21 protein-coding genes, 4 tRNA genes and 1 other RNA gene are annotated in these 24,332 nt (G+C 70.6%); 10 read left to right on the top strand and 16 right to left on the bottom strand.

The features are described from left to right. Positions 1-90: 90 nt before the first annotated feature. Positions 91-354, top strand: coding sequence for a DUF3073 domain-containing protein (locus OHS70_RS19220; RefSeq protein WP_328399025.1), 264 nt, complete (start codon positions 91-93; stop codon positions 352-354). 54 nt (positions 355-408) lie between these two features. On the opposite strand, the gene purM is transcribed toward OHS70_RS19220, so the two are convergent. From purM to purS, 7 genes are all read right to left on the bottom strand, one after another. Then, positions 409-1,503 carry a phosphoribosylformylglycinamidine cyclo-ligase gene (gene purM / locus OHS70_RS19215; protein WP_328399024.1) on the bottom strand — a complete coding sequence of 365 codons (1,095 nt, stop codon included), beginning with the start codon at positions 1,501-1,503 and terminating at the stop codon, positions 409-411. 32 nt (positions 1,504-1,535) lie between these two features. After that, complete coding sequence (purF, locus tag OHS70_RS19210) at positions 1,536-3,053, bottom strand: amidophosphoribosyltransferase (RefSeq protein WP_328399023.1); 1,518 nt, start codon at positions 3,051-3,053, stop codon at positions 1,536-1,538. 218 nt (positions 3,054-3,271) lie between these two features. Further along, positions 3,272-4,099 (bottom strand): META domain-containing protein, encoded by an 828-nt coding sequence (locus tag OHS70_RS19205; RefSeq protein ID WP_328399022.1) that lies wholly within the window; start codon positions 4,097-4,099, stop codon positions 3,272-3,274. Between the two features lie 70 nt (positions 4,100-4,169). Further along, on the bottom strand, positions 4,170-4,961 hold the full coding sequence (locus OHS70_RS19200; RefSeq protein WP_328399021.1) for a maleylpyruvate isomerase family mycothiol-dependent enzyme: 792 nt from the start codon (positions 4,959-4,961) through the stop codon (positions 4,170-4,172). 150 nt (positions 4,962-5,111) lie between these two features. After that, positions 5,112-7,361, bottom strand: a complete 2,250-nt coding sequence (purL, locus tag OHS70_RS19195) for a phosphoribosylformylglycinamidine synthase subunit PurL (protein ID WP_328399020.1) — start codon at positions 7,359-7,361, stop codon at positions 5,112-5,114. After that, a complete protein-coding gene (purQ, locus tag OHS70_RS19190; protein WP_328399019.1) occupies positions 7,358-8,062 on the bottom strand; it encodes a phosphoribosylformylglycinamidine synthase subunit PurQ in 705 nt (234 codons plus the stop codon). Before purQ ends, purL begins: the two co-directional genes overlap by 4 nt. Further along, positions 8,059-8,304 carry a phosphoribosylformylglycinamidine synthase subunit PurS gene (gene purS, locus OHS70_RS19185; RefSeq protein ID WP_015035032.1) on the bottom strand — a complete coding sequence of 82 codons (246 nt, stop codon included), beginning with the start codon at positions 8,302-8,304 and terminating at the stop codon, positions 8,059-8,061. The genes purQ and purS overlap by 4 nt, the downstream gene beginning before the upstream one ends. 278 nt (positions 8,305-8,582) lie before the next feature. On the opposite strand from purS, the gene OHS70_RS19180 reads away from it, so the two are divergent. From OHS70_RS19180 to OHS70_RS19145, 8 genes are all read left to right on the top strand, one after another. Beyond that, the gene (locus OHS70_RS19180) at positions 8,583-8,918 is read left to right on the top strand and encodes a histone-like nucleoid-structuring protein Lsr2 (RefSeq protein ID WP_328399018.1); all 336 of its coding nucleotides are present in this window, start codon (positions 8,583-8,585) and stop codon (positions 8,916-8,918) included. A 110-nt stretch (positions 8,919-9,028) separates the two neighbouring features. After that, positions 9,029-9,100 (top strand) — tRNA-Gly (locus OHS70_RS19175). A 79-nt stretch (positions 9,101-9,179) separates the two neighbouring features. Next, positions 9,180-9,252 (top strand) — tRNA-Gly (locus tag OHS70_RS19170). 139 nt (positions 9,253-9,391) lie between these two features. Next, a complete protein-coding gene (locus tag OHS70_RS19165) occupies positions 9,392-10,339 on the top strand; it encodes an ABC transporter ATP-binding protein (RefSeq protein WP_328399017.1) in 948 nt (315 codons plus the stop codon). Position 10,340: 1 nt separating this feature from the next. After that, on the top strand, positions 10,341-11,105 hold the full coding sequence (locus OHS70_RS19160) for an ABC transporter permease (protein ID WP_328399016.1): 765 nt from the start codon (positions 10,341-10,343) through the stop codon (positions 11,103-11,105). A 17-nt stretch (positions 11,106-11,122) separates the two neighbouring features. After that, positions 11,123-12,385, top strand: a complete 1,263-nt coding sequence (locus OHS70_RS19155; protein ID WP_328399015.1) for a sensor histidine kinase — start codon at positions 11,123-11,125, stop codon at positions 12,383-12,385. Next, complete coding sequence (locus OHS70_RS19150; protein ID WP_328399014.1) at positions 12,382-12,990, top strand: response regulator transcription factor; 609 nt, start codon at positions 12,382-12,384, stop codon at positions 12,988-12,990. Before OHS70_RS19155 ends, OHS70_RS19150 begins: the two co-directional genes overlap by 4 nt. Positions 12,991-13,012: 22 nt before the next feature. Then, positions 13,013-13,085: transfer RNA gene (locus OHS70_RS19145), tRNA-Gly, on the top strand. A gap of 45 nt (positions 13,086-13,130) precedes the next feature. On the opposite strand, the gene OHS70_RS19140 is transcribed toward OHS70_RS19145, so the two are convergent. The 6 genes from OHS70_RS19140 to ffs all read right to left on the bottom strand — a co-directional run bounded on the left by OHS70_RS19140 (position 13,131) and on the right by ffs (position 21,513). Continuing rightward, entirely contained in the window at positions 13,131-14,030 is a 900-nt protein-coding gene (locus OHS70_RS19140; protein WP_328399013.1) for a phosphoribosylaminoimidazolesuccinocarboxamide synthase, read from the bottom strand. 90 nt (positions 14,031-14,120) lie between these two features. Continuing rightward, positions 14,121-15,581 carry a N,N-dimethylformamidase beta subunit family domain-containing protein gene (locus tag OHS70_RS19135; RefSeq protein WP_328399012.1) on the bottom strand — a complete coding sequence of 487 codons (1,461 nt, stop codon included), beginning with the start codon at positions 15,579-15,581 and terminating at the stop codon, positions 14,121-14,123. A gap of 196 nt (positions 15,582-15,777) precedes the next feature. Continuing rightward, positions 15,778-17,454, bottom strand: a complete 1,677-nt coding sequence (locus OHS70_RS19130) for a hypothetical protein (RefSeq protein WP_328399011.1) — start codon at positions 17,452-17,454, stop codon at positions 15,778-15,780. A 367-nt stretch (positions 17,455-17,821) separates the two neighbouring features. Further along, positions 17,822-19,072 (bottom strand): phosphoribosylamine--glycine ligase, encoded by a 1,251-nt coding sequence (gene purD / locus OHS70_RS19125; RefSeq protein ID WP_328399010.1) that lies wholly within the window; start codon positions 19,070-19,072, stop codon positions 17,822-17,824. A 61-nt stretch (positions 19,073-19,133) separates the two neighbouring features. After that, a complete protein-coding gene (locus OHS70_RS19120) occupies positions 19,134-21,356 on the bottom strand; it encodes a DNA polymerase III subunit gamma and tau (RefSeq protein WP_328399009.1) in 2,223 nt (740 codons plus the stop codon). Positions 21,357-21,414: 58 nt separating this feature from the next. After that, an RNA gene (ffs, locus tag OHS70_RS19115) (signal recognition particle sRNA small type) lies at positions 21,415-21,513 on the bottom strand. 97 nt (positions 21,514-21,610) lie between these two features. Here ffs and OHS70_RS19110 point away from each other — a divergent pair. Continuing rightward, positions 21,611-21,698 (top strand) — tRNA-Ser (locus OHS70_RS19110). 68 nt (positions 21,699-21,766) lie between these two features. Here OHS70_RS19110 and OHS70_RS19105 read toward each other — a convergent pair. From OHS70_RS19105 to OHS70_RS19095, 3 genes are all read right to left on the bottom strand, one after another. After that, the gene (locus OHS70_RS19105) at positions 21,767-22,147 is read right to left on the bottom strand and encodes a hypothetical protein (protein WP_443062783.1); all 381 of its coding nucleotides are present in this window, start codon (positions 22,145-22,147) and stop codon (positions 21,767-21,769) included. A gap of 260 nt (positions 22,148-22,407) precedes the next feature. Beyond that, a complete protein-coding gene (locus OHS70_RS19100) occupies positions 22,408-23,463 on the bottom strand; it encodes an HTTM domain-containing protein (RefSeq protein ID WP_328405750.1) in 1,056 nt (351 codons plus the stop codon). A gap of 52 nt (positions 23,464-23,515) precedes the next feature. Continuing rightward, on the bottom strand, positions 23,516-24,247 hold the full coding sequence (locus OHS70_RS19095; RefSeq protein ID WP_328399008.1) for a DUF5819 family protein: 732 nt from the start codon (positions 24,245-24,247) through the stop codon (positions 23,516-23,518). Positions 24,248-24,332 lie beyond the last annotated feature (85 nt).

The raw sequence follows: 24,332 nt of genomic DNA, 5'->3' as shown, positions 1-24,332 counted from the left end.
ACCGAGCTCTTCACGGAGAGCCCGTTCCGAATCATGAACGCGTGTCAAGACTCTGGGGCCGTCGAGCCCCGTCACCGAGGGGGTCGAGCCATGGGGCGCGGCCGGGCCAAGGCCAAGCAGACAAAGGTCGCCCGCCAGCTGAAGTACAACAGCGGCGGGACTGACCTGTCGCGTCTGGCCAACGAGCTGGGCGCTTCGACTTCGAGTCCGATTACGAGCCAGCCGCCGAATGGCGAGCCGTTCGAGGACGACGACGAGGAAGACGACCCGTACGCGCGGTACGCCGACCTGTACAACGACGACGAGGACGAGGACGACGAGTCCGGTCCGTCGTCACAGCGTCGCGGCGCTTGACGTAGTCACCACCGACCCGGTCCGGGGCCCTGCCCCGGACCGGGTTCTGTGCTGTCAGTTTGCGTAGTCGCCAACGAGCTCGGCGCCCGTGGTGCGGTCACCGCGCTCACTGATCTCACCGGCGACCCACGCATCCACGCCACGGTCGGCGAGCGTGGCCAGGGCCACGTCGACGGACCCCTCGGGGACCACGGCGATCATGCCCACGCCCATGTTCAGGGTCTTCTCCAGCTCGAGACGGTCGACCTGGCCGGCCGTGCCGACGAGATCGAACACCGCGCCCGGGGTCCACGTGCCACGGTCGACCACCGCGTGCAGCGAGTCCGGGACGACGCGGGCCAGGTTGTTGGCGAGCCCGCCGCCGGTGATGTGGCTGAACGCGTGGACCTCGGTGGTGCGGGTGAGCGCCAGGCAGTCCAGCGAGTAGATCTTGGTGGGTTCCAGCAGCTCCTCGCCCAGCGTGCGGCCGAGCTCCTCGACCTGCGCGTCCAGGCTCATGCCGGCGCGGTCGAACAGCACATGCCGGACCAGCGAGTACCCGTTGGAGTGAAGGCCGGACGACGCCATCGCGATGACCGCGTCACCCGAACGGATACGATCCGGGCCCAGCAGCCGGTCCGCCTCCACCGCACCCGTGCCCGCGCCGGCGACATCGAAGTCGTCCGGGCCCAGCAGACCGGGGTGCTCGGCGGTCTCCCCGCCGATCAGGGAGCAGCCCGCCAGCACACAGCCTTCGGCGATGCCCTTGACGATGGCGGCGACACGCTCGGGATGCAGCTTGCCGACGCAGATGTAGTCGGTCATGAACAGCGGCTCGGCGCCGCAGACGACGATGTCGTCCATGACCATGGCGACCAGGTCGTGGCCGATGCTGTCGTACACGCCCATCTGGCGGGCGATGTCGACCTTCGTGCCGACGCCGTCGGTGGCGGAGGCGAGCAGCGGGCGCGCGAAGCGCTTGAGGGCCGAGGCGTCGAAGAGACCCGCGAAACCGCCGAGGCCGCCGAGGACCTCGGGGCGCTGCGTCTTCTTCACCCATTCCTTCATGAGCTCGACGGCGCGGTCACCCGCTTCGATGTCGACGCCCGCGGCTGCGTAGCTGGCGCCGGTGCCCGCGTGCGGAGCACGCTCGGAAGATTCAGCAGACATGCTGGAGAACTTTCGTGTCGTACTGCAGGGGTTTACGGACGACGGAGCGCGTCGGCGGCGTCCGCGCCGCCCGCCAGCTCGGTCTCCAGAAGCTGCTTGCCGAGCAGCTCGGGGTCCGGCAGCTCCATCGGGTACTCGCCGTCGAAGCAGGCGCGGCACAGGTTCGGCTTGGCGATGGTGGTCGCCTCGATCATGCCGTCGATGGAGATGTACGAGAGGGAGTCGGCGCCCAGCGAGGTACCGATCTCCTCGATCGTCATGCCGTTGGCGATCAGTTCCGCACGGGTCGCGAAGTCGATGCCGAAGAAGCAGGGCCACTTCACCGGCGGGGACGAGATCCGGATGTGGACCTCGGCGGCGCCGGCCTCGCGGAGCATCTTGACCAGGGCGCGCTGGGTGTTGCCGCGGACGATCGAGTCGTCCACGACGACCAGACGCTTGCCCCGGATGACTTCCTTGAGGGGGTTCAGCTTCAGGCGGATGCCCAGCTGGCGGATGGTCTGGGACGGCTGGATGAAGGTACGGCCCACGTAGGCGTTCTTCACCAGGCCGGAGCCGTACGGGATACCGCTGGCCTCTGCGTAGCCGATGGCCGCGGGAGTGCCGGACTCCGGCGTCGCTATCACCAGGTCGGCCTCGACAGGGGCTTCCTTGGCGAGCCTGCGGCCCATCTCCACACGGGAGAGATACACGTTCCGGCCGGCGATGTCGGTGTCGGGACGCGCGAGATAGACGTACTCGAACACACAGCCCTTGGGCTTCGCTTCCGCGAAGCGGGAGCTGCGGATGCCGTTCTCGTCGATGGCGATGAGCTCGCCGAGCTCGATCTCCCGGACAAAGCTGGCGCCGCAGATGTCGAGGGCGGCGGACTCGCTCGCCACGACCCAGCCGCGCTCGAGACGGCCGAGCACCAGCGGGCGGATGCCCTGCGGGTCACGTGCCGCGTACAGGGTGCCCTCGTCCATGAAGACGAGCGAGAACGCGCCCCGTACCTCGGGCAGGACCTTGGCGGCGGCTTCCTCGATGGTGAGGGGCTTGCCGTCGTCGTCGACCTGGCCCGCGAGCAGCGCGGTGACGAGATCCGTGTCGTTGGTCGCCGCGACCTGGGTGGCGCGGCCGTTCTCCTTGGGGAGCTCGGCGACCATCTTGGCGAGCTGGGCAGTGTTGACCAGGTTGCCGTTGTGGCCGAGCGCGATGGAGCCGTGGGCGGTGGCCCGGAAGGTCGGCTGCGCGTTCTCCCACACGGAGGCGCCCGTGGTCGAGTAGCGGGCGTGACCGACCGCGATATGACCTTGGAGGGAGCCGAGAGAGGTTTCGTCGAAGACCTGGGAAACCAGCCCCATGTCCTTGAAGACGAGGATCTGGGAGCCGTTGCTCACCGCGATACCCGCGGATTCCTGGCCTCGATGTTGGAGGGCGTAGAGCCCGAAGTAAGTGAGCTTCGCGACCTCTTCACCCGGAGCCCAGACACCGAAGACGCCGCAAGCGTCCTGGGGGCCCTTCTCACCGGGGAGCAGGTCGTGGTTGAGTCGTCCGTCACCACGTGGCACGGCACCGAGTGTAGGCGAGATCGACCACCGGTCCGAATTGGGGAGGTGGACGGCACCGCTCGGAGCTTCACACAAAAGCCGCAGAATGAAGCCTTCGGAGGGACCTACCGACGGGTACCCCAGGTGCCGGGGCGTGCCGCACATCACTGTGCGGAGGGCCGGCCGACGGGTCGGACGGTCCGATCGGGCGTCCGGTCAGCATGCAGTCACGCGTCCGGTCAGCCGGACTTCCCGGCCGGTGCGGCGGTGGTGGCCGTGGCGGCCAGGCCCTTGCCGTCGGCCGCGGTCAGTGAGAGGGAGCGATGACTCAGGTCGTACGTCACCTTCCCGCTCAGCACCTCCATCAGCTCACGCTCGACCGTCATCTCCGGCCCGGGGCAGAGCTTGCGGGTGGCGGCGATCCTGCCGAACGTGATCGTGTCCCCGGAGATCTCCGCGGTGCTGCTGAAGCGGTTGCAGCCGAGGCTGCCGCCCACGGTGCCGTCCTTGGCGAAGGTCAGATGCGCCTTGTTCTCGGTGCCGGCGGGAAGGGACCGGGCAGTGTCGCCGGACAGCAGAGAGGTCACGGACCACTTGGTGCCCACCAGCGCGGCCGGCTTCTCCTCGGTCAGCGCGATCGCGTCGCCCTTCTCGGTGGTGAGGGTGAGCCCGCCGTCGGCGAGCTTCGCCTTGAGCTTGCCGGAGAGGGCGGCGCTCAGAGCCTCCTCGAAGCTCTGGATCTTCTTCCCGCAGCTCATCTCGGTCATCTCGGCCGGGCTCACGGTGATCGTGTCGCCGTCGATCTTCACGTCGGCGCCGAAGTGGTTGCAGCCGTAGTTGCCCTGGGCGCGGCCCTTGTCGGTGATCTCGACATGCGCCCCGGCGGGCGCCGCGGTCTTCTTGCCGTCGACGGTGACGCTCTCGACGGACCAGTGCACGCCCGTGACGGGCAGATCGGTCGTGACCGTGCCGCTTCCGCTGCCGTCGCCGGAGTCCGTCTGTGTGCCGCAGGCGGCGAGCGCGAAGAGGGCCAGGATGGTGGCGGGGATGCTCAGCTGGCTACGCATACAGCTGGGACGGGGCGGGTGCGGCGGCGGTTCCCCCCGGTGCACCGGCGCACCGGGCCTCACCGGGCCCTCAGCCCAGGATCGGCAGCAGCCTCCCGAGATCGGCCCGCTCACCGCTCGCGCTGACCCGCGCCGCGTCGACCGCCTCCCGCCATCCCGTACGTCCGGTGGCCAGGCGGATCCAGGTCAGCGGATCCGTCTCGACGACATTGGGCGGGGTGCCCCGGGTGTGCCTGGGCCCTTCGATGCACTGGACCACGGCGAACGGCGGGATCCGCACCTCCGTGGACGCCCCCGGTGCCTTGACCGCGAGGGCGTCCGCCAGCAGGCGCGTGCAGGCCGCGAGCGCCTTGCGGTCGTACGGGATCTCCAGCCCGGTCGCCGCGTTCAGGTCGTCGGTGTGGACGATCAGCTCCACGGTCCGGGTGACCAGGAAGTCCCCGAGCCGCATGCCCCCGAACCGCATGGGCACGAGCCGGTCGGCGGGAACGGCCGGCAGCAGTTCCCCGATCCGTGCGGCGACACGGGCGAAGAGCTCGGCGGGCTCCTGGTCCGCCGCGAAGGCCCGGGTGTCCTCGTCGACCTGTCCGGCAGCGGTGACCGTCGCGAACGGCCAGTCCAGCAGGGCGACGTCGGCCCTCTCGGGCTCCGGCAGCGTGACGTAGCGGGCGATCAGGCCGGACGTCATGGCGATGTGCGCACTCAGCTCGCGCACGGTCCAGTCCCCGAGGCGCGTGGGCAGCGCCAGCTGCTCGGGGGTGAGCGACTCCACCGCCTGCCGGACATGCCCGAACTGGGCGAGCACGGCGGCGCGGATCGTGTCGTGGTCGTAGCTGCGGAGGCGTTTCCTGGCCGGAGGCATACGGCCGACAGTAGGGGATCGGTACGACAACGCCGGCGGCTGTCGGCCGGTCCGGTGCTCCCTGTGATCCGGTCCTGGCCGGCGAAGCCGCCGGACGAGGACGGCCCCACCCGTGACCGGGCAGGGCCGTGCGCTCAACCAGCAGGCGGGTCAGACGAGCAGACCGGGGATGGTCTCCTCGTGCGCGGTGCGCAGCTCGCTCAGCGGGATGCTGAACTCGCCCTGGACCTCCACCTCGTCGCCGTCGACGACACCGATACGGGTGGCGGGCAGTCCGCGCGCGCCGCACATGTCGGTGAAGCGGAGCTCCTCGCTGCGCGGGACGGAGACGACGGCACGGCCGGCCGACTCGCTCAGCAGGAAGGTGAACGCGTCCAGACCGTCCGGCACGATCAGCCGCGCGCCGTTGCCGCCGCGCAGGCAGGACTCGGTGACCGCCTGGATCAGACCGCCGTCGGACAGGTCGTGCGCCGCGTCGATCATGCCGTCGCGGGATGCCGAGATCAGGATCTCGGCCAGCAGCCTCTCGCGGTCGAGGTCGACCTGCGGGGGCAGTCCGCCGAGGTGGTCGTGGACGACCTGGGACCAGGCCGAGCCGCCGAACTCCTCGCGGGTGTCGCCCAGCAGGTAGAGCAGCTGCCCCTCTCCGGCGAACGCGATCGGCGTACGGCGGGTGACGTCGTCGATCACACCGAGCACGGCCACGACCGGCGTCGGGTGGATCGCCGTCTCACCGGTCTGGTTGTAGAGCGAGACATTGCCGCCGGTCACCGGGGTGCCCAGCTGCAGGCAGGCGTCCGCCAGACCACGAGTGGCCTCGGCGAACTGCCACATGACGGCCGGGTCCTCGGGCGAGCCGAAGTTCAGGCAGTCCGAGACCGCCAGCGGCTTCGCACCGGAGGCGGCCACATTGCGGTACGCCTCCGCCAGCGCGAGCTGCGCGCCGGTGTACGGATCGAGCTTCGCGTACCGGCCGTTGCCGTCGGTGGCCATGGCCACGCCGAGGTTCGTCTTCTCGTCGATCCGGACCATGCCCGCGTCCTCGGGCTGCGCCAGCACGGTGTTGCCCTGCACGAAGCGGTCGTACTGGTCCGTGATCCACGCCTTCGACGCCTGGTTCGGCGACGCCACCAGCTTCAGGATCTGCTCACGCAGCTCCTGGGCGCTCTGCGGCCGCGGCAGCTTGCCCGCGTCGTCGGCCTGCAGCGCGTCCTGCCACTCCGGGCGGGCGTACGGGCGGTGGTAGACAGGGCCCTCGTGGGCGACGGTCCCCGGCAGCACGTCGACGATCTGCTCGCCGTGCCAGAAGATCTCCAGTCGCTCGCCGTCGGTCACCTCACCGATGACGGTGGCGATGACGTCCCACTTCTCGCAGATCTCCAGGAAACGCTCGACGTGCTGCGGCTCGACGATCGCGCACATACGCTCCTGCGACTCGCTCATGAGGATCTCCTCCGGCGAGAGCGTCGCGTCGCGCAGCGGCACGGTGTCCAGCTCGACCCGCATACCGCCGGAGCCGGCGCTCGCCAGCTCGGAGGTGGCGCAGGACAGACCCGCGCCGCCGAGGTCCTGGATGCCGGCGACGAGCTTCTCCTTGAAGATCTCAAGGGTGCACTCGATCAGGAGCTTCTCCTGGAACGGGTCGCCGACCTGGACGGCCGGACGCTTGGCGGGACCGGTCGACTCGAAGGTCTCCGAGGCGAGGACGGACACGCCGCCGATGCCGTCGCCGCCGGTGCGGGCGCCGTACAGGATGACCTTGTTGCCGGGTCCGGATGCCTTCGCGAGGTGGATGTCCTCGTGTTTCATCACACCGATGCAGCCGGCGTTGACCAGCGGGTTGCCCTGGTAGCACGGGTCGAAGACGACCTCGCCGCCGATGTTCGGCAGACCCAGGCAGTTGCCGTAGCCGCCGATGCCCGCGACGACACCGGGCAGCACTCGCTTGGTGTCGGGGTGGTCGGCCGCGCCGAACCGCAGCGGGTCGACGACGGCGACCGGGCGGGCGCCCATGGCGAGGATGTCGCGCACGATGCCGCCGACGCCGGTGGCCGCGCCCTGGTAGGGCTCGATGTACGACGGGTGGTTGTGCGACTCGACCTTGAAGGTCACCGCGTACCCCTGGCCGACGTCCACCACGCCCGCGTTCTCACCGATGCCCACGAGCAGCGCGTCGTTCTCGGGAGCCTTGTCGCCGAACTGCTTCAGGTGCACCTTGCTCGACTTGTACGAGCAGTGCTCCGACCACATGACGCTGTACATGGCGAGCTCGGCGCCGGTGGGGCGGCGGCCCAGGATCTCGCGGATGCGCTCGTACTCGTCCTGCTTGAGGCCGAGTTCCTTCCAGGGCTGTTCGACGTCCGGGGTCTCGGCCGCGTGCTTGACCGTATCCAGGCTCATGCGTTGACCAGCTTCTTGAGGATCGAAGTGAAAAAGCCGAGCCCGTCGGTGCGGCCCGTACCGGTCAACGGGTCCACGGCGTGCTCGGGGTGCGGCATCAGGCCGACCACATTGCCCGCGGCATTGGTGATGCCCGCGATGTCACGCAGCGACCCGTTCGGGTTTCCGTATCCGTCAGCGGCGTTGCCGGGGGCGACGTAGCGGAACGCCACCCGTCCCTCGGCCTCCAGCTCGTCGAGCACACGCTCGTCGGCGACGTACCGTCCGTCCATGTTCTTCAGCGGTACGGAGATCTCCTGGCCCGCCTCGTAGTCGACGGTCCAGGCGGTGTCCGCGTTCTCCACCCGCAGCTTCTGATCGCGGCAGATGAAGTGCAGATGGTTGTTGCGCAGCATGGCGCCCGGCAGCAGATGCGCCTCGGTGAGGATCTGGAAGCCGTTGCAGATACCGAGCACGGGCATACCGGCCCTGGCCTGCTCGATGATCGTCTCCATCACCGGCGAGAAACGCGAGATCGCTCCGGCGCGCAGATAGTCGCCGTACGAGAAGCCGCCGGCGAGCACGACCGCGTCGACCTGCTTCAGGTCCTTGTCGCGGTGCCACAGCGAAACCGGCTCGGCACCCGCCAGCCGCACGGCACGCAGCGAATCGTGGTCGTCGAGCGTGCCGGGGAAGGTGACGACTCCGATACGAGAGGTCACGACTCCACCTTCACGACGAAGTCCTCGATGACGGTGTTGGCGAGGAACGTTTCGGCCATCTCATGGATGCGGGCGAGGGCGGCATCGTCGACCGGCCCCTCCACCTCCAGCTCGAAGCGCTTCCCCTGACGGACATCCGCGATCCCGGCGAACCCCAGACGAGGCAGTGCACGCTGCACCGCCTGTCCCTGAGGGTCGAGGATCTCCGGCTTGAGCATGACGTCGACTACGACGCGAGCCACGGGCACTCCCGGTGGTGTGTTGCGAGGGCGGTTCCCTCAGCGTACCCGGCCGGAAAATCTACGCGAGTAGATATCAAGAGAACGCACGGGGAAATCCGAAGAAAGAATCCCGGAGATCTTTGCGGCGGACACGCGCAGCTAATTGCCAGGTCTTCACATTGCGCCACTCATCGCTGTACAAAGGAATACAGAGGAAAGCAGCAATGCCCCTCACCAGCCGAAAGCCGGTATCGCCGCACGTCAGAACCGGTGATACCGCAGGGAAAGGACCGATATCCGTGGCTCAGCGAGTAGTGGTCACACTCTCCGACGACATCGACGGCGGAGAAGCGGCGGAAACGGTGCGGTTCGCCCTGGACGGGAAGTCGTACGAGATCGACCTCAATCCCTCCAATGCAAAGAAACTGCGCAAGGCCCTGGCGCCGTACATGGCGGCCGGCCGCAAGCGGACGATCACCGGCAAGCGCGGCAGGTCGCCCCTCACCTACAAGCACACCGCCCTCGAGCCCGATCCCGCGGCGGTGCGCGCCTGGGCGCAGTCCAACAAGATGGACGTACCGGCCCGCGGCCGGATCCCCAAGCGGGTCTACGAGGCGTTCCGCGAAGCCAGTTGAGCGGCCGCCGGGCACCCCGCGGCGAACCGAGTTGCGCTGCACCCCTGCTGGTCGGCTAGAGTCTGGACCACGCCGAGGGGCAAGGCCGAAAGGCCCGCTCCACGCAGCGTGCGGGTGTAGTTCAGTAGTAGAACATCCCCCTTCCAGGGGGAAGGCGCAGTGTGCAATTCCTGTCACCCGCTCTCATCGCTTTACCGGCCGCTCCGGTGGATCAGGTACAGTGGTGGACGCACCGCCCGGTGAGAGCTGAGCGGCAGCAATGCGGACGTGGCTCAGTTGGTAGAGCATCACCTTGCCAAGGTGAGGGTCGCGAGTTCGAATCTCGTCGTCCGCTCAGAGAAAGAAGCCCCCGGCGATCTCGCCGGGGGCTTCTTCGTTTCCCCGCCCGGGCATCCGCCACCGATGACATTTGTCATGCGCAGCGATGACAGCGCGCACTGCCCCACGCCTTCGGCCGGTCCGAATCTTGAGTCATGACCGACGACGAGTACGTGATCGAGGCGGACGGCCTCCGGCGCACCTACGCCGGAGGCTTCGAGGCCGTCAGCGGGATCTCCTTCCACGTCGCCCGCGGCGAGATCTTCGCCCTGCTGGGGACCAACGGTGCGGGCAAGACCTCCACGGTCGAACTGCTCGAGGGCCTTGCCGCCCCCGGCGGCGGATCGGTACAGGTCCTCGGCCACGACCCGTACCGCGAGCGTGCCTCCGTACGCTCGAGGACCGGCGTGATGCTCCAGGAGGGTGGCTTTCCCTCCGAACTGACCGTCGCCGAGACCACTCGCATGTGGGCGGCGTGCACCACCGGGGCGCGGCCGGTCACGGAGGCGCTGGCCCTGGTGGGGCTCGGCGAGCGGGCCCGAGTGCGGGTGAAGCAGCTGTCCGGCGGCGAGCGCAGACGTCTCGACCTGGCGCTGGCGCTGCTCGGGCGGCCAGAGGTGCTCTTCCTCGACGAGCCCACCACCGGCCTGGACGCGGAGGGACGCCGCGACACCTGGGAGCTGGTCCGGGCACTGCGGCAGGCCGGTACGACCGTGCTGCTGACCACGCACTATCTGGAGGAGGCCGAGTTGCTCGCCGACCGGCTGGCGATCATGCACCGGGGGCGGATCGTGACGACGGGCACCCCCGCCGAGGTCACGGCGACACGGCCGGCCAGGATCCGGTTCGTGCTGCCCTTCGGGGTGCCCGCCGGGCGGCTGCCGCTCGGACTGCAGGCGGCTGAGGCGGAGGTACCCGCCGGGCGAAGCTCCGGGGGAGGACGGCACATCGAGATCCGTACCCACACGCTCCAGGAGTCGCTGGGCGAACTGCTGCGGTGGGCCGAGGAGTCGGCGGTACGGCTCGAAGGGCTCGACGCCCGCTCCGCCTCCCTCGAAGAGGCGTTCCTCGACATCGCGCGTACCGAAACGGCGGGTGTGTGACATGACGGCGACCACGGCACGGCTCACCGCTCTCGGGCGGGCCGAACTGACCCTTCTCGCAAGGAACCGGACGGCACTCTCCGTGGCGCTCCTCATGCCTGCGGCGATGATCCTGGCGACGAAGTCGACGCTGGACCAGATGGATCTCGGCAAGGCCGGGATGAGCGTCGCCGAGGCGGCGATGACCAGCGGGATCGGGATGGTTCTGCTCCTCGTCGTCCACATCAACCTCGTTTCCGCCTATGTGGCGCGACGCGAGGAGCTGGTGCTCAAGCGGCTGCGCACCGGTGAGGTGCCGGACCGCGAGATCCTCGCCGGAACGGCTCTGCCCGCCGCCGGGCTCGCGCTCGCACAGTGCGTGGTGATGGTGGTGACCGGGGTCGCCTTCCTCGATGTGACGGCGCCCGAGCGGCCCGAACTCCTCGTCGCCGGCGCGCTGCTGGGGACGGTGCTGCTGGCCGCGCTGGCGGCGCTCACGTCGGCGGTGACCCGGACCGTGGAGAGCGCGCAGATCACCACCCTGCCGATGTTCATGATCTCGATGTTCGGCTCCGGACTGTTCGTCCCCTTGGAGGTGATGCCGGCAAGACTCGCCTCGGTCTGCGAACTGCTCCCGCTCACCGGTGTGATGACACTCGTACGGGCCGGCTGGCTCGGCGGGGCGGACGGCTCGGAGCCGGCCGGCGCGGCCGTCACCGCGCTGGCCTGGACGGTGCTCTCCGTGTTTGCTGTGCAGCGGTGGTTCCGCTGGGAACCACGGCGCTGACCGACCGGAGGCCAGGGATGAAGCGCTGGAGGAGCCGCAGCGGGCCGGCGAAGGTGGATCTGTACACACGCGGCACCGTGTACTCGTTCGTGTGGTTGTCCGTGCTCGTGGTCGGCGGTCTTCTGCTCACCCGTCCGGTCCGAGCCGACGGCCCGGCCGCCCTGGTCCTCGCGACCGCGCTGGTCGATGTCGCCAACGGCGTGTTCTGCCACCGCCTCGCCCGGCGGGCGATGGACACGTACCTGAGGCGGGGGGAGGTCACGCCGTGGGACGTCGTCCCGGCGGCGGTCACGACGGCCGCCCTGGCCGCGGGGGTCACCGCGCTCGCCACGACCGTCGACCTGACCGGATTCATTCCGCTGCTGCTGGGCACGGTGCTGGTCCCGTTCTTCAGCGGGCACTGCCTGATCGTGCGCCCCAGGATCATTGCCCTGCACCAGGCGGGCACGCTCGCCGTGCTGGCCGCTCTGCTCCCGCTGACCGGGCGGCCCCTGCACGTGGTCGTGGTCACCACCGTGACCGTCGGCTTCCTCACCGGCTGGCTCGCCTTCGCGGTCCGCGTCTCGCTGTGGGTGCTCGGCGTGATGTGGGAGCTGCGCGAGGCCCGCGACGTACAGGCGCGGCTCGCGGTCGCGGAGGAGCGGCTGCGCTTCGGCCGGGATCTGCACGACGTGCTGGGCCGCAACCTCGCCGTCATCGCGCTCAAGAGCGAGCTGGCCGTGCAACTGGTGCGGCGCGGACGGCCGGAGGCGGTCGACCAGATGACCGAGGTCCAGCGCATCGCCCGGGAGTCGCAGCGTGAGGTACGCGAGGTGGTGCGCGGCTACCGCGACGCGGACCTGCGAGCCGAACTGGAGGGCGCACGGGGCGTGTTGGAGGCGGCCGGGATCACGTGCACCATCGAGGCGGGCGACGCGGGGCTGCCGGTCCAGGTCCAGTCGGCGCTCGGCTGGGTGGTCCGGGAGGCGACGACGAACGTGCTGCGTCACGGCGACGCGCAGCACTGCACGATCTCGGTGAGCGCGGCGGACGGTGCCGCGGTGCTGGTCGTCGAGAACGACGGGGCGGGCCAGGTGCCCGCGGACACCGGCGGCTCGGGCCTCACGGGGCTGCGGGAGCGCCTGTCGGCGGTGGACGGTGCGCTGGAGGCGGGGCCGTGCGCCGGCGGGCGCTTCCGGCTGACGGCCCGCGTTCCGCTGAAGCCGGAACCGGAACCGGAGCCGCAGCCGGAACCGCAGCCGCAGCCGCAGCCGGTCGAGGACATGAGGGAGGCGGTGTGACCGTACGCGTACTGCTCGCCGACGACGAGCATCTGATCCGCGGCGCGCTCGCCGCCCTGCTCGCTCTCGAGGACGATCTCGTCGTGGTCGCCGAGGCCGCCAGCGGCCCTGAGGCGCTCGCCATGGCACGTGCGCACCGGCCCGATGTCGCGGTGCTCGATCTGCAGATGCCCGGCGCGGACGGTGTGACGGTGGCCACATCCCTGCGGACCGAACTACCGGAGTGCCGGACCATGATCGTGACCAGTCATGGGCTGCCCGGCCATCTGAAAAGGGCGCTCACAGCCGGAGTGCGGGGCTTTGTCCCGAAGACCGTGAGTGCGCAGCGGCTCGCGGAGATCATCCGTACCGTGCACGCCGGAAACCGTTATGTGGACCCGGAGTTGGCGGCCGACGCGATCTCGGCCGGCGACTCGCCGCTGACCGCCCGCGAGGCCGAAGTGCTGGCGCTGGCGGCCGACGGAGCGCCCGTCGCGGAGATCGCCGAGCGCGCCTCGCTCTCCCAGGGAACCGTCCGGAACTACCTCTCCTCGGCGGCCGGAAAACTCGGAGCCGGGAACCGGCACACGGCGGCACGTCTCGCACGCCGCCGAGGTTGGGTATAGTGGTCTCCGCGCTACGGCGCATGCGGACGTGGCTCAGTTGGTAGAGCATCACCTTGCCAAGGTGAGGGTCGCGAGTTCGAATCTCGTCGTCCGCTCAGAGAAAGAAGCCCCCGGCGATCTCGCCGGGGGCTTCTTCGTGTCTACGACCAGGTCGTCCCGGTCAGCAGCTCGTACGCCTCCACGTACTTGGCCCGGGTCGCGCTCACGACCTCCTGCGGCAGCGGGGGCGGCGGCTGCTCGCTCCTGCGGTCCCAGCCGGACGCGGGGGAGGTCAGCCAGTCGCGCACGAACTGCTTGTCGTACGACGGCTGGGCGCGGCCCGGCTGCCACTGGTCGGCCGGCCAGAAGCGCGACGAGTCGGGGGTCAGCACCTCGTCGGCGAGGACGAGGTCGTCCCCGTCGAACCCGAACTCGAACTTGGTGTCCGCGAGGATGATGCCGCGTTCACGGGCGATGTCACGGGCCCGGCCGTAGACGGCCAGCGTCGTCCGGCGGAGCAGGGCCGCCGTCTCGGCACCGACCTGATGGGCCACTTCCTCGTACGACACGTTCTCGTCGTGGTCGCCGACCGCCGCCTTGGTGGCGGGGGTGAAGATCGGGGCGGGCAGCTCGGAGCCGTCGCTCAGCCCCTCGGGCAGCGCCAGTCCGCAGACCGTCCGGGTCTGCTCGTACTCGGCCAGACCCGAGCCGGTGAGATAGCCGCGGGCCACGCACTCGACGGGGGTCATCCGCAGGGACTTGCACACCAGCGTGCGGCCTGCCCAGTCGGCGGGGGCGCCCTGCGGCAGCTCGGTGCTCAGGACATGGTTGGGCACCAGGTCCGTGAGGCGCTCGAACCACCACAGCGACAGCTGGGTCAGCACCCGCCCCTTGTCGGGGATCTCGGTGGGCAGCACCCAGTCGTACGCGGAGATGCGGTCGCTGGCGACCATCACGAGGTCGCCGGCCTCGTTCCGGTACAGGTCGCGCACCTTGCCGGTGTGCAGATGCACCAGGCCCGGCACCTGGAGCGGTTCGGGCTTTTCAACGAATCCGGACACGGTTCCTCCCCGTGATTATGTCCAACGCGTCCGATTGTCCCGTATGAGGGGAGGGCGGGCCCGACCAGGGTGGCCCGGGTGGGTTTCGGCCTATCCGCGCTTGCAGATGCGGTCGAGCAGATTCGCCGTCGCGCGCTGGATGCGGACGTCGACATGGCCCGGCCGGTCGAGCGCCGGGGACCAGGCGAACGTGCCGGACGCGAAGACCAGGGCGCCGGAAGGAGCCCGGTACAGCGAGGTCTCCTGGTGGCGGGTCGCCGCCTCGGTGTCCCGGTAGGGCGAGTGGGCCAGCAGTATGCGGCCCTGGTGCTCGGGCAGCGCGGTACGCGGGAAGTAGCGGTCGGCCTCGCCCGCCACCAGGCCCGGCAGCTCGTCGCCCTCGTTCGCGCCGGTCGCCTCCCAGAGCCAGTGGGTCGCGTTGCGCACCACCAGCGGGTGGGGTTCGGGGACCCGGCCCGCGTACTGGATGCCGAGCAACTGCTGCTCCGCCCGGTCCACCTCGCGCCACAGGGCGGGTTTCCCAGGGCCACGGCGCTTGCGGCAGGTCAGCAGCCGCTCGGGCACCCCCGAGGGGGACGGGCCCAACTCGACCCGCCAGTACATGGTGTTGGCGGAGAGGAAGACGAGCGAGGTGCCGCGGTCGCGGGCCTGCTCCGCGGTGCGCCGCATGGGCGCCGACCAGTACTCGTCGTGCCCGGGGAAGACCAGTCCGCGATAGCGGGCGGGGTCGACCCGGCCGGCGTGCAGATCGCGCGCGTCGGCATAGGCAAGGTCGTAGCCGTACCGCTCGGCCCAGCGGATGAAGTCGTAGGCGTGGCCGACATGGAGGGGCAGTCCCGCTCCCGCGTACGGGCGGTCGAACGAGACCGTGATCGCGGCGTCCTCCTCGCCGAGGAGACGGCCCTCCTCGTCCCAGGCGTGGTACAGGCTGGCGCCGGTGTGGCCGTCCTCCGGGTAGAGGTTGTACGCCTGCCAGGTGACGTCGGGCAGGAGCAACAGGAGGTCCGCGGGATGGTCGTCGCGGACGGTGAAGGGGATGTGGGAGCGATGGCCGTCCACGGTGGTGAGCACGGCGACATACGCGCCGATCGACCAGTACGAGGGGATCTGAAGCCGCCACGACAGCCACCAGTGGTGGCAGGAGACCGTGCGGTCGGCGGTGAGCGGGGCCGGCTGAACTATGCCGGAGAGCCGCGGGCTGGTGGTGATCTTGGCCGCGCCGTCCCCGCCGTAGTGGCCGATGCGGTAGATGTCGACGGAGAACTGCTGGGGCGGGTCGACCGTGATGTGGAAGTCGAGCGACTCACCCGGTGCGGCGGCGCCCGGGGTCGCGAACCCCTTGATCTGGCGGCGGACGTCGTCGGCGCTGCGGGGGCGGCCGGAGCCGCCGCGGGCCAGGGTGGGGTCGGCGTACCAGGGCACGACCTGACCGGTGTCGCCGAAGTACTGCTCGCTGCCGCGCAGCCAGGGCAGCGGTCCCTGGCCGAACGGGTCCGTCACGGCGTGCGCGAGGGCGCCCGATTCCCACCGTCGGATCTGCTCCGCCCCCATGGTGCGCCCTCCCTCGGTCTCCCCCGGGACAACTGTGCGGTGACTGCGCTGCGGGTCCGCAGCGACTGCCCGGCACCGAGTGGTCGGTGCCGGCCCCCAGCACATCACATAACGCGCTCACTCCGTCACCGTTCGTCGTGAATCGGCGTCATCGGCAGTGGGGCGGAGGGCGGACCGGGCGGGAACGGACGGCGGCTCAGACCAGGCGGACCGGTTTCTCGGCACGGACGCCGAGCGAACCGAGCCAGACGCGCAGCGGCTGCGCGTCGCCGTCCTCCACCAGGCTGAGCACCGGCGCCACCAGATCCGAGCGGCGCTCGCCGGCGACCAGGAGCGCCGGGCCGTCGAGCCAGTCCAGGCCGGGCACAGCACCCGCCGTGTCGACAGCCGCGCAGCACACCATCGCGACGACGTGGTCGGCCAGCAGCTCGCGGCCCGTACGCGGCGGCTGCAGCGGGAAGAGGGGGAGGGGGCTGCCGCCCCAGAAGGCCAGGGCATCGCCCATGGGGGCGCTCGAGGTTCCGGCCGGTGACGGATGCGGCGCGGGTGCGGCTGCCTCGCGGGCCGACTCCTCGCGGGCCACCCGGGCCGTTATCGCGGCCGCCAGATCGTCACTCGCCTCGCCGCCCGGCCGGGCGGACAGGTGGTCCATCACCCGGGCGAGCGTCGGGCCCTCGGGGCGGCCGGTCGACGGCGGCACGCCCAGCTCGTCGAGAACGCGGTGGATCCGGGCCGCTTCCGTACGCCACTTACGGTCGACGACCTCTTCGGGATAGTGCTGCCAGTCCACCGGCGACCAGTCGGGACCCGTCTCGGCCGGGCCGCCGTGGAACAGGCGCGCGGCCAGCAGCGACGCCGCTTCGTCCACCGCGCCGGGCTCCTCCAGCAGATCGCAGGCGGGGCGCTCGCCCAGCCGGGAGGCGAAGCCCTCGGCGAGCCGGTCGCGGCGCGAGAGCTCGGTCAGTGCCGAGACCACGCCCGCATCCAGCCGTGCGGGCCAGCGGCCCATGCGCCAGGCGGGCAGCGCGACCCGGGTCAGCAGCCGGTCCCAGCCCGCGTAGGCGAGACCGACCTGTTCCTGGGCGACGATCCGCAGGCCGTAATCCACAGCCTGTGCACGCTCGGACGCGGCGGCGGCCACCCCCCGCTCCATCTCTGCGGCATGCGTCTGGCAGCTGCGCAGCAGCACGCGGGCGACGGTGCCGGTGAAACCGGCGCCGGCCTTGCGTATCACCCCGAGGCCGGGGCGGGCGGCATCGGCGACGGCCGCGTCCAGGCCCCGTACGAAGCGGCGGGCGGCGTCTATGTCGGGGTTGGCGGCGGGCCCGGTCGCGGCGACGACCGGCGCGAGCACCGCCCGCAGCTCGGCCACCCGCATCCACCACAGGAACGGCGATCCGATCACCAGGACCGGTGCCTGCGCGGAGCGCCGGCGACTGCCGTCGGATATCGCGTGCGAGGGATGCGTACGGTCCTCGAGCCAGCTGTCGCAGTCGGGGGTGAGCGCCAGCGCGGAGGGGGCCGGCACATCGAGACGCTCCGCAAGATCGCGGACCATCCGGTACAGGTCGGGGGCGGCGCGCTCGGGGAGCTCCACGGTCGGGCTGAGCGCCGGCGTGGCCCGCACGATCACGGTGGCGACGACGACGGCGAGAACCAGCACGACGAGGGCGCAGCCGGAGACGATCCAGCGTGCGGCGTCCCAGCCGGCACCGGACATGTGCCCCATGGCCCCGCCGGCGAGCAGTACGACGGCGGCGGCTGCGGGAAGCAGCGCCACAGCGGCTGCCCTGCTGCGCACATGCAGCACGGCGAGGGCACGGGAGCGTGCGCCCTGCTCGCCGATCGACTCCCCGATACCGGTACCGGACACGTCCGGACCTCACCCCCTCTGCCCTGCGACGATGTTGGTCACTCCCCCACTGTGGCACCGCCCACCGACATCGCAATGCCGGTGGGCCAAGTGCCGGAACGCCTGCGCCGCACCATAGTTGGGGCTCCGGCGGCAGTCATCCGGATGGGTCAGCCATCACTCGATGGAATGGCTTTGGGCAAAGGCTCCGACACTCGGGGCCGTCTTCGGGGCCGAGTGTCGGGGCCGGACCCAGGGCCGTTTTCCGGGCGGGGCGTGAGGCGAGTACGCGGGGCGGTCGCGGGCGTCGCGGGGACACCGTTCGGCGTAGCAGCCGGTCCGGATCGGCCGGGCGGGCGTGCGCCGCCCGGCCCCGAAGCGGCGGGGATCAGCCCTCGGCGGCCTTTCGGGCGATGTCCGTGCGGTGCTGGGAGCCGTCGAGGCGGATCCTGGCCACCGCCCGGTAGGCGCGCTCACGGGCCTTGCCGAGGTCCTTGCCCGTCGCCGTGACCGACAGCACCCGGCCACCGGCGCTCAGGACCGTGTCACCGTCCCGCTTCGTACCGGCGTGCAGGACGTACGCATGGGGGGCGTCCTCGGCCGCGACCTCGTCCAGGCCCTCGATCGGGTCACCCGTGCGCGGCGTATCGGGGTAGTTGTAGGAGGCGACGACCACGGTCACGGCCGCGTCGTCGTGCCACTGGAGCGGCGGCTGCTGGTCCAGCGTGCCGTTCGCGGCACCGAGCAGCAGACCCGCCAGCGGGGTCCTGAGCCGGGCAAGGACCACCTGGGTCTCGGGGTCGCCGAACCGGGCGTTGAACTCGATCACCCGCACACCGCGCGACGTGATCGCCAGGCCCGCGTACAGCAGACCGGAGAAGGGCGTACCGCGGCGGCGCAGCTCGTCGACCGTGGGCTGCAGGACCGTGTCCATGACATCGTCGACCAGCTTGGGGTCGGCCCACGGGAGCGGGGAGTACGCGCCCATGCCGCCGGTGTTGGGGCCCGCGTCGCCGTCCAGAGCGCGCTTGAAGTCCTGGGCGGGCTGCAGCGGGACGACCGTCTCGCCGTCGGTCACGGCGAAGAGGGACACCTCGGGGCCGTCGAGGAACTCCTCGATGACGACCCGGCCGCAGGCCAGCGCGTGCTCGCGGGCAGCGGTGAGGTCCTCGGTGACGACGACGCCCTTGCCGGCGGCGAGGCCGTCGTCCTTGACGACGTACGGAGCGCCGAAGGCGGCGAGAGCCCCGTCGATCTCCTCCGGGGTCGTGCAGACATAGCTGCGGGCGGTCGGCACTCCCGCCTCCGCCATCACGTCCTTGGCGAAGGCCTTGGAGCCCTCCAGCCGGGCCGCCTCCTTGGAGGGGCCGAAGCAGGGGATGCCCGCGGCGCGCACGGCGTCGGCGACACCGGCGACCAGCGGCGCCTCGGGGCCGACGACGACCAGCCCGGCACCGAGCTGGGTGGCGAGCCGCGCCACGGCCGCGCCGTCCAGCGCGTCGACCGGGTGCAGCTCGGCGACCTCGCCGATGCCGGCGTTTCCGGGCGCGCAGTGCAGGGCGGTGACGCCGGGGTCGAGGGACAGAGAGCGGCACAGGGCGTGTTCGCGGGCGCCGCCGCCGATGACGAGGACCTTCACGGCAGTCAGCCTAACCGCCGGGCGCCGGAAGTCGTCGTACGGGCCTCCGAGGACGGACCCGTTACTCGTTCGTATATTCCTCCACGACCGTGGCACCGAGCTCGCGCACGATCAGGTCGTGGCCGGACAGCGCGGAGTCGACGAGATCCGGGTCGTCCTCCTCCGGTACGTCGTCCTCGGGGGCCACCGGGGGCGGGGTGTGCGCCTGGGCCGCGCGCGGCGGCTCGGGGCCGGTCGCCTGCGGGGCAGGGCTCGGCCGGGGGGCCGCCTGCGGTGCGGGGCGGACGGCAGGAGCCGGGGCGGGTGCGGGCGCCGACGCGGCGGGCGCGGGCCTGGAGCCTCCGTAGCCACCGGAGCCGTAGCCACCGGACGGGGGCTGACCACCGCCGGAGCCGCCTGCGCCGCCCGACGGGTCGATGATCGCCTCGACCTTCCACTGCACATGGAACTGCTCGGCGAGCGCCTGCTTGAGGACCTCCTCGCTGCCACTGCTCGCGAAGTTGTCCCGCGCGCCGGCGTTGATGAAGCCGAGCTGGAGGGTCGTGCCGTCGAAACCGGCCACCTGTGCGTTCTGACTCAGCAGGATCCAGGTGAAGCGGCGGCGGTTCTTGACCGCCTCCAGGATGTCCGGCCACATGTTCCGCACCTGGCCGGCGCCTTGCGCGGCGGGGGCGGGCACGGAGGCAGGGGCCTGGGCGGGCGGTGCCGGCGCGGGGGCCGCGGGCGGCGGCGTGGGCTGGGTGCCCTGTCCCGGGGCGGATGCCGTGGGCCAGCCGCCGGGGCGCCGCGCGCCGGTCTCCGCACCGCTCCCGCCACCGGCACCGGCCGCCGAGGGCCAGGCCCCCGGGCGCGGTGCCGCGGGCTGCTCGGCGGCGGGCTCGGGTGCGGGTGCGGACACAGGTGCGGGTGCCGACGGAACGGACACGGACACGGACGCGGGTGCCGACGGGGCGGGCGCGGCAGGCGGGGGCGGAGCATCCGTACGGACGGCGGCCCGGGCCGCGGCCGGCCCGCCACCCGGCGGTACGGGAGCGTGAGCCTGGGCTTCGGGTCCGGGGACATACCCCATGGCGGGGCCCGACGCCCCGGCCGAGAACGCCGCGGCTCCGGCCGTCCCGGCCGCCGCGGCACCCCGCTCGAGACGGTCGAGGCGGGCCTGCACCGAACGCTCGTCGCCGAACGCGGCCGGCAGCAGCACGCGTGCGCAGATCAGCTCCAGCTGCAGCCGGGGCGAGGTCGCGCCGCGCATCTCGGTCAGCCCGGTGTTGACGAGGTCCGCCGCCCGGCTGAGCTCGGCCGCGCCGAACACCGAGGCCTGCGCCTGCATCCGCTCGACCACATCGGCGGGGGCATCGATGAGCCCCTTGCTTCCCGCGTCCGGAACGGCGGCCAGGATCACCAGGTCCCGCAGCCGCTCCAGCAGATCGGCGACGAACCGGCGCGGGTCGTTGCCCCCTTCGATGACCTGGTTGACGACCTCGAAGGCCGCGGCCCCGTCACCCGACGCGAAGGCGTCCACGATCGAGTCGAGCAGCGACCCGTCCGTGTACCCGAGGAGGGCGGTCGCCATGGCGTACGTCACACCTTGCTCGGTCGCGCCCGCGAGGAGCTGGTCCATGACGGACATGGAGTCACGCACGGACCCGGCTCCCGACCGCACGACGAGCGGCAGCACACCGTCCGCGACGGGGATCTGCTCCCGTCCGCACACCTCACCGAGGTAGTCGCGCAGCGTCCCGGGCGGCACCAGCCGGAAGGGGTAGTGGTGCGTACGCGACCGGATGGTGCCGATGACCTTCTCGGGCTCGGTGGTCGCGAAGATGAACTTGAGATGCTCCGGCGGCTCCTCGACCACCTTCAGCAGAGCGTTGAAGCCCTGCGGGGTGACCATGTGGGCCTCGTCGATGATGTAGATCTTGTACCGGCTGGACGCCGGTCCGAAGAATGCCTTCTCCCGCAGGTCACGGGCGTCGTCCACACCACCGTGCGAGGCGGCGTCGATCTCGATGACATCGATCGATCCCGGCCCGTTCCGCGCGAGGTCCTTGCAGGACTGGCACTCGCCGCACGGTGTCGGCGTCGGACCCTGCTCGCAGTTCAGACACCGGGCGAGGATGCGCGCGCTGGTCGTCTTGCCACAGCCGCGGGGACCGCTGAACAGGTACGCGTGATTGACCCGGTTGTTCCGCAGGGCCTGCTGCAGCGGGTCGGTGACATGCTCCTGCCCGATGACCTCGGCGAATGACTCGGGACGGTAGCGGCGGTACAGCGCAAGGGACGACACGCCTACGAGGTTATCGGGGCGGGCCGACAACCACGGCAGCCGCCGAGAACCACGGGGGACGCAAAGCGCCCCTCACGCACCCGCCAGAGCCGACCTACCCTTGCTGCCTTCCGGCCCTGGGGGAGTTCAGTCAGATAGCGCCACGTGAGGGGCTGTGCCCAGGTTACCCGATCCGCGGGGGTGGTCGGACCCCCCTGGGCAGGGCTCCGGAACAGGTTCGCGAGCACTCCTCAACGTCTTGTATTGTTTGCGGCGGAGGATTCGCCTAGAGGCCTAGGGCGCACGCTTGGAAAGCGTGTTGGGGGCAACCCCTCACGAGTTCGAATCTCGTATCCTCCGCCATTGCTCTCACCGGGCAATACGTCGAAGGGCCCCACCGTTCACGGTGGGGCCCTTCGACGTTGTCCGTCTCAGTTGGCCTCCGGCACCCTCCATAGGGCATCGCCGATCTGCTGAGCCACCTTCGTCAGCATGGGCCCCGTGATGTGCATGTACCGGGCGCGCATACGGGCCGCTCCTCCAGGCGCCCAACCCATGATCGCGTCGACCACGACATCCGGAACGCCGAGCAGAAGGAGCACCGTCGCCGCCGCGTGACGTGCGTCACGCAGTCGGCCGTCCCGCACACCAGCGTCCCGAAGCAACTGCTTCCAGATGTGATAGTCGGTGTTCGGGACGAGCGGCGCCGCGACCGGCGTACTCAAGGGCAGGCAGCGGCGCGCGCTGGACTCCACGGTGCTCGATGACGCGGTGGCCGCCCAGGACACCGTCACCCAGATCATCTCCGCCATCCGGGCAGGGGACAAGCCTGCCCGAGTAGCCGGCAAGCGTACGGCCCCCTGATCATGCACGACCCCAAACCGGGCAGGACACCGGCCAAAGCCGTGGAGCCGACCTCTGCGCCGGGGTGCACTGTCGCCCGTGGATCAAGACGGCCCCGGCTCCGCCGGCCGAACACCGACGTGAGAATGAAGCTCTGATCAAGCTCACTGCGGTGGCGAAGCGGGGAACCTCGCAGTCCCGCGAAAATTCGACATGCCGCGGCTTTTCCTCAGCTGGCGGGTCGGGGCTGCGGCGGTACCGCGGCGGGTGCTGTCCCGGGCGAGGCTCCCGCTGCCGTGACGCCTGTGCGCTGTACGGTGCGCCGCCACAGCCGTCCCACGGCGCGGTAGAAGCGGTCCGGCAGGAACACGGCGTCCGCGACGATCATCGCGCCGGAGAAGATCGGCAGTCCCATGACCACCGCGATATTCACGTGCATGCCCAGCAACAGGACCAGGACGGGGTATTTGAGCCTGCCGAACAGGACAAACGGGAAGGCGACCTGCACCAGCACCGTCAGATAGCCAATGACTGCAATCAGCACGTGATGGCCGTCGATCATCTGGGACAACACAGGCCAGGGCCGGAACAGGTCGATGTTCAGGATGTAGTGGAGGGCGGTGCCATCGCCCCACTTGACGCCCTGCACCTTGTACAGGCCGGCGCATCCGTAGAGGAAGCAGACCTGGGCGGCGATGACGAACATGCCGCAGTTGTGCAGCACAGTGATCAAGATGATGCGGGCGTCACCGAGCTGGTGCCGGAGACCGCCGCCGAGCCGGCCTGCCGTCTTGCCCGCCGCCGCCTGGAGCCGGGTCCTCCGCGCGTCGAGGGACCAGCGCCGGCCGCACGCGGTGAAGACGAGGTAGACGGCCATGAGGACCATGAGATTGTCCCCGCCGTCCGCCATGAAGATCGCCCTGGCGTGGAACGACACCACCACTACCGCGAACAGCACGGACACCGCCCGGGTCCGCCAGCCCAGCAAGACCAGCGCGCACGTGACGAGAGCCACGGCGTAGCAGACTTCGAAGTACACCCGGCTGTCGGACAGGGTGAGGACGCTGACCCACCCGCTCTGGTCGAACATCTGCCTGGCCAGCGCGGGCGTCCACGGTGAACCGGGGCCCCACATCTCATCGCGGTGTGGAAACTCGCGGAGCAGAAAAACGAGATAGAGCAGCCCGTACCCGATGCGCAGCATCGCCGCCGCGTACAAGGAGACCGGCCGCTCGGTCAGGAGGACGAGGAGCGCATGGACCCGGTCGAGTACGCGCTGCGGCATTCGCACGGCCGCTGGCTCGGTGGTGCGTGGGGGCGCTGCGACCGGTGCCTGCTCAGTCCGTTCCATGCGAGGACACCTTCCACCAAGGCAGATACCGGGTTTCAGCACGCGCCGATACCGCGGCGGCCGGCCGGAATCCGCCCGCTGCGCGGGGCGCGGGGATGGGCTGCGTGATGACCCGCAGTTGGATGGAGTCGAAGGTGCCGCCATGTTGGGCGGCGACACGGTCCGCTGCGATGTTGCGCAGATACTTTTGGATCATCACAGCACGGTCCGAGCGCGGCTGGTTGTCGCCGCCGTGCGTCTTGAGGTAGGAATTCCAAGCCTGGCGCAGCATGTTCTGTGCTGTATGGCTCGGGAAGACGTTGTGCTTGACGGCGGAATTGTCCCTGGCGGTCAGATCGGTCCAGTCGCTCATCCGTGTGGTGCCGTCCGGCGCTGTCCGCTTGATCCTTGCCGAAATCTGCCGGTTGACCCACTGCGGATTCGGGGCGAAGAGCCGCCAGTTCTGCTCGAACACAGGCCGGACCCAGGCGTCGATCTGTCGGCTGTACGCCTTCGAGATGACATTCGGAGGCGCCACGTGCAGAAACACCAGGAGCACATGGGCCAGAGCCACTGCAAGGCAGAGGGCCACCGCGGCTCCCGTTCCTGCGGTCAGCAGGCGGGGTGGCCCTGAAAGGTCACGGGTCATACGCGGTCCCCCGCCACCGTCCTGTGCTGCCGGCTCAGCGTCGGTCCGCTGCGATTCCTTCACATTCGTCGACTCAACGCCGCCCAGCACGGCCCCACCCGGCCCTTCCCATCCCGACTGCTCGCACCTGCTTCTCCTGCTTCCGCGGGCGGGCGCGCGACGGAATCGATGACGA

Source organism: Streptomyces sp. NBC_00390 (assembly GCF_036057275.1).
GTDB lineage: Bacteria > Actinomycetota > Actinomycetes > Streptomycetales > Streptomycetaceae > Streptomyces.
This window is presented reverse-complemented; position numbering and strand designations above follow the sequence as displayed.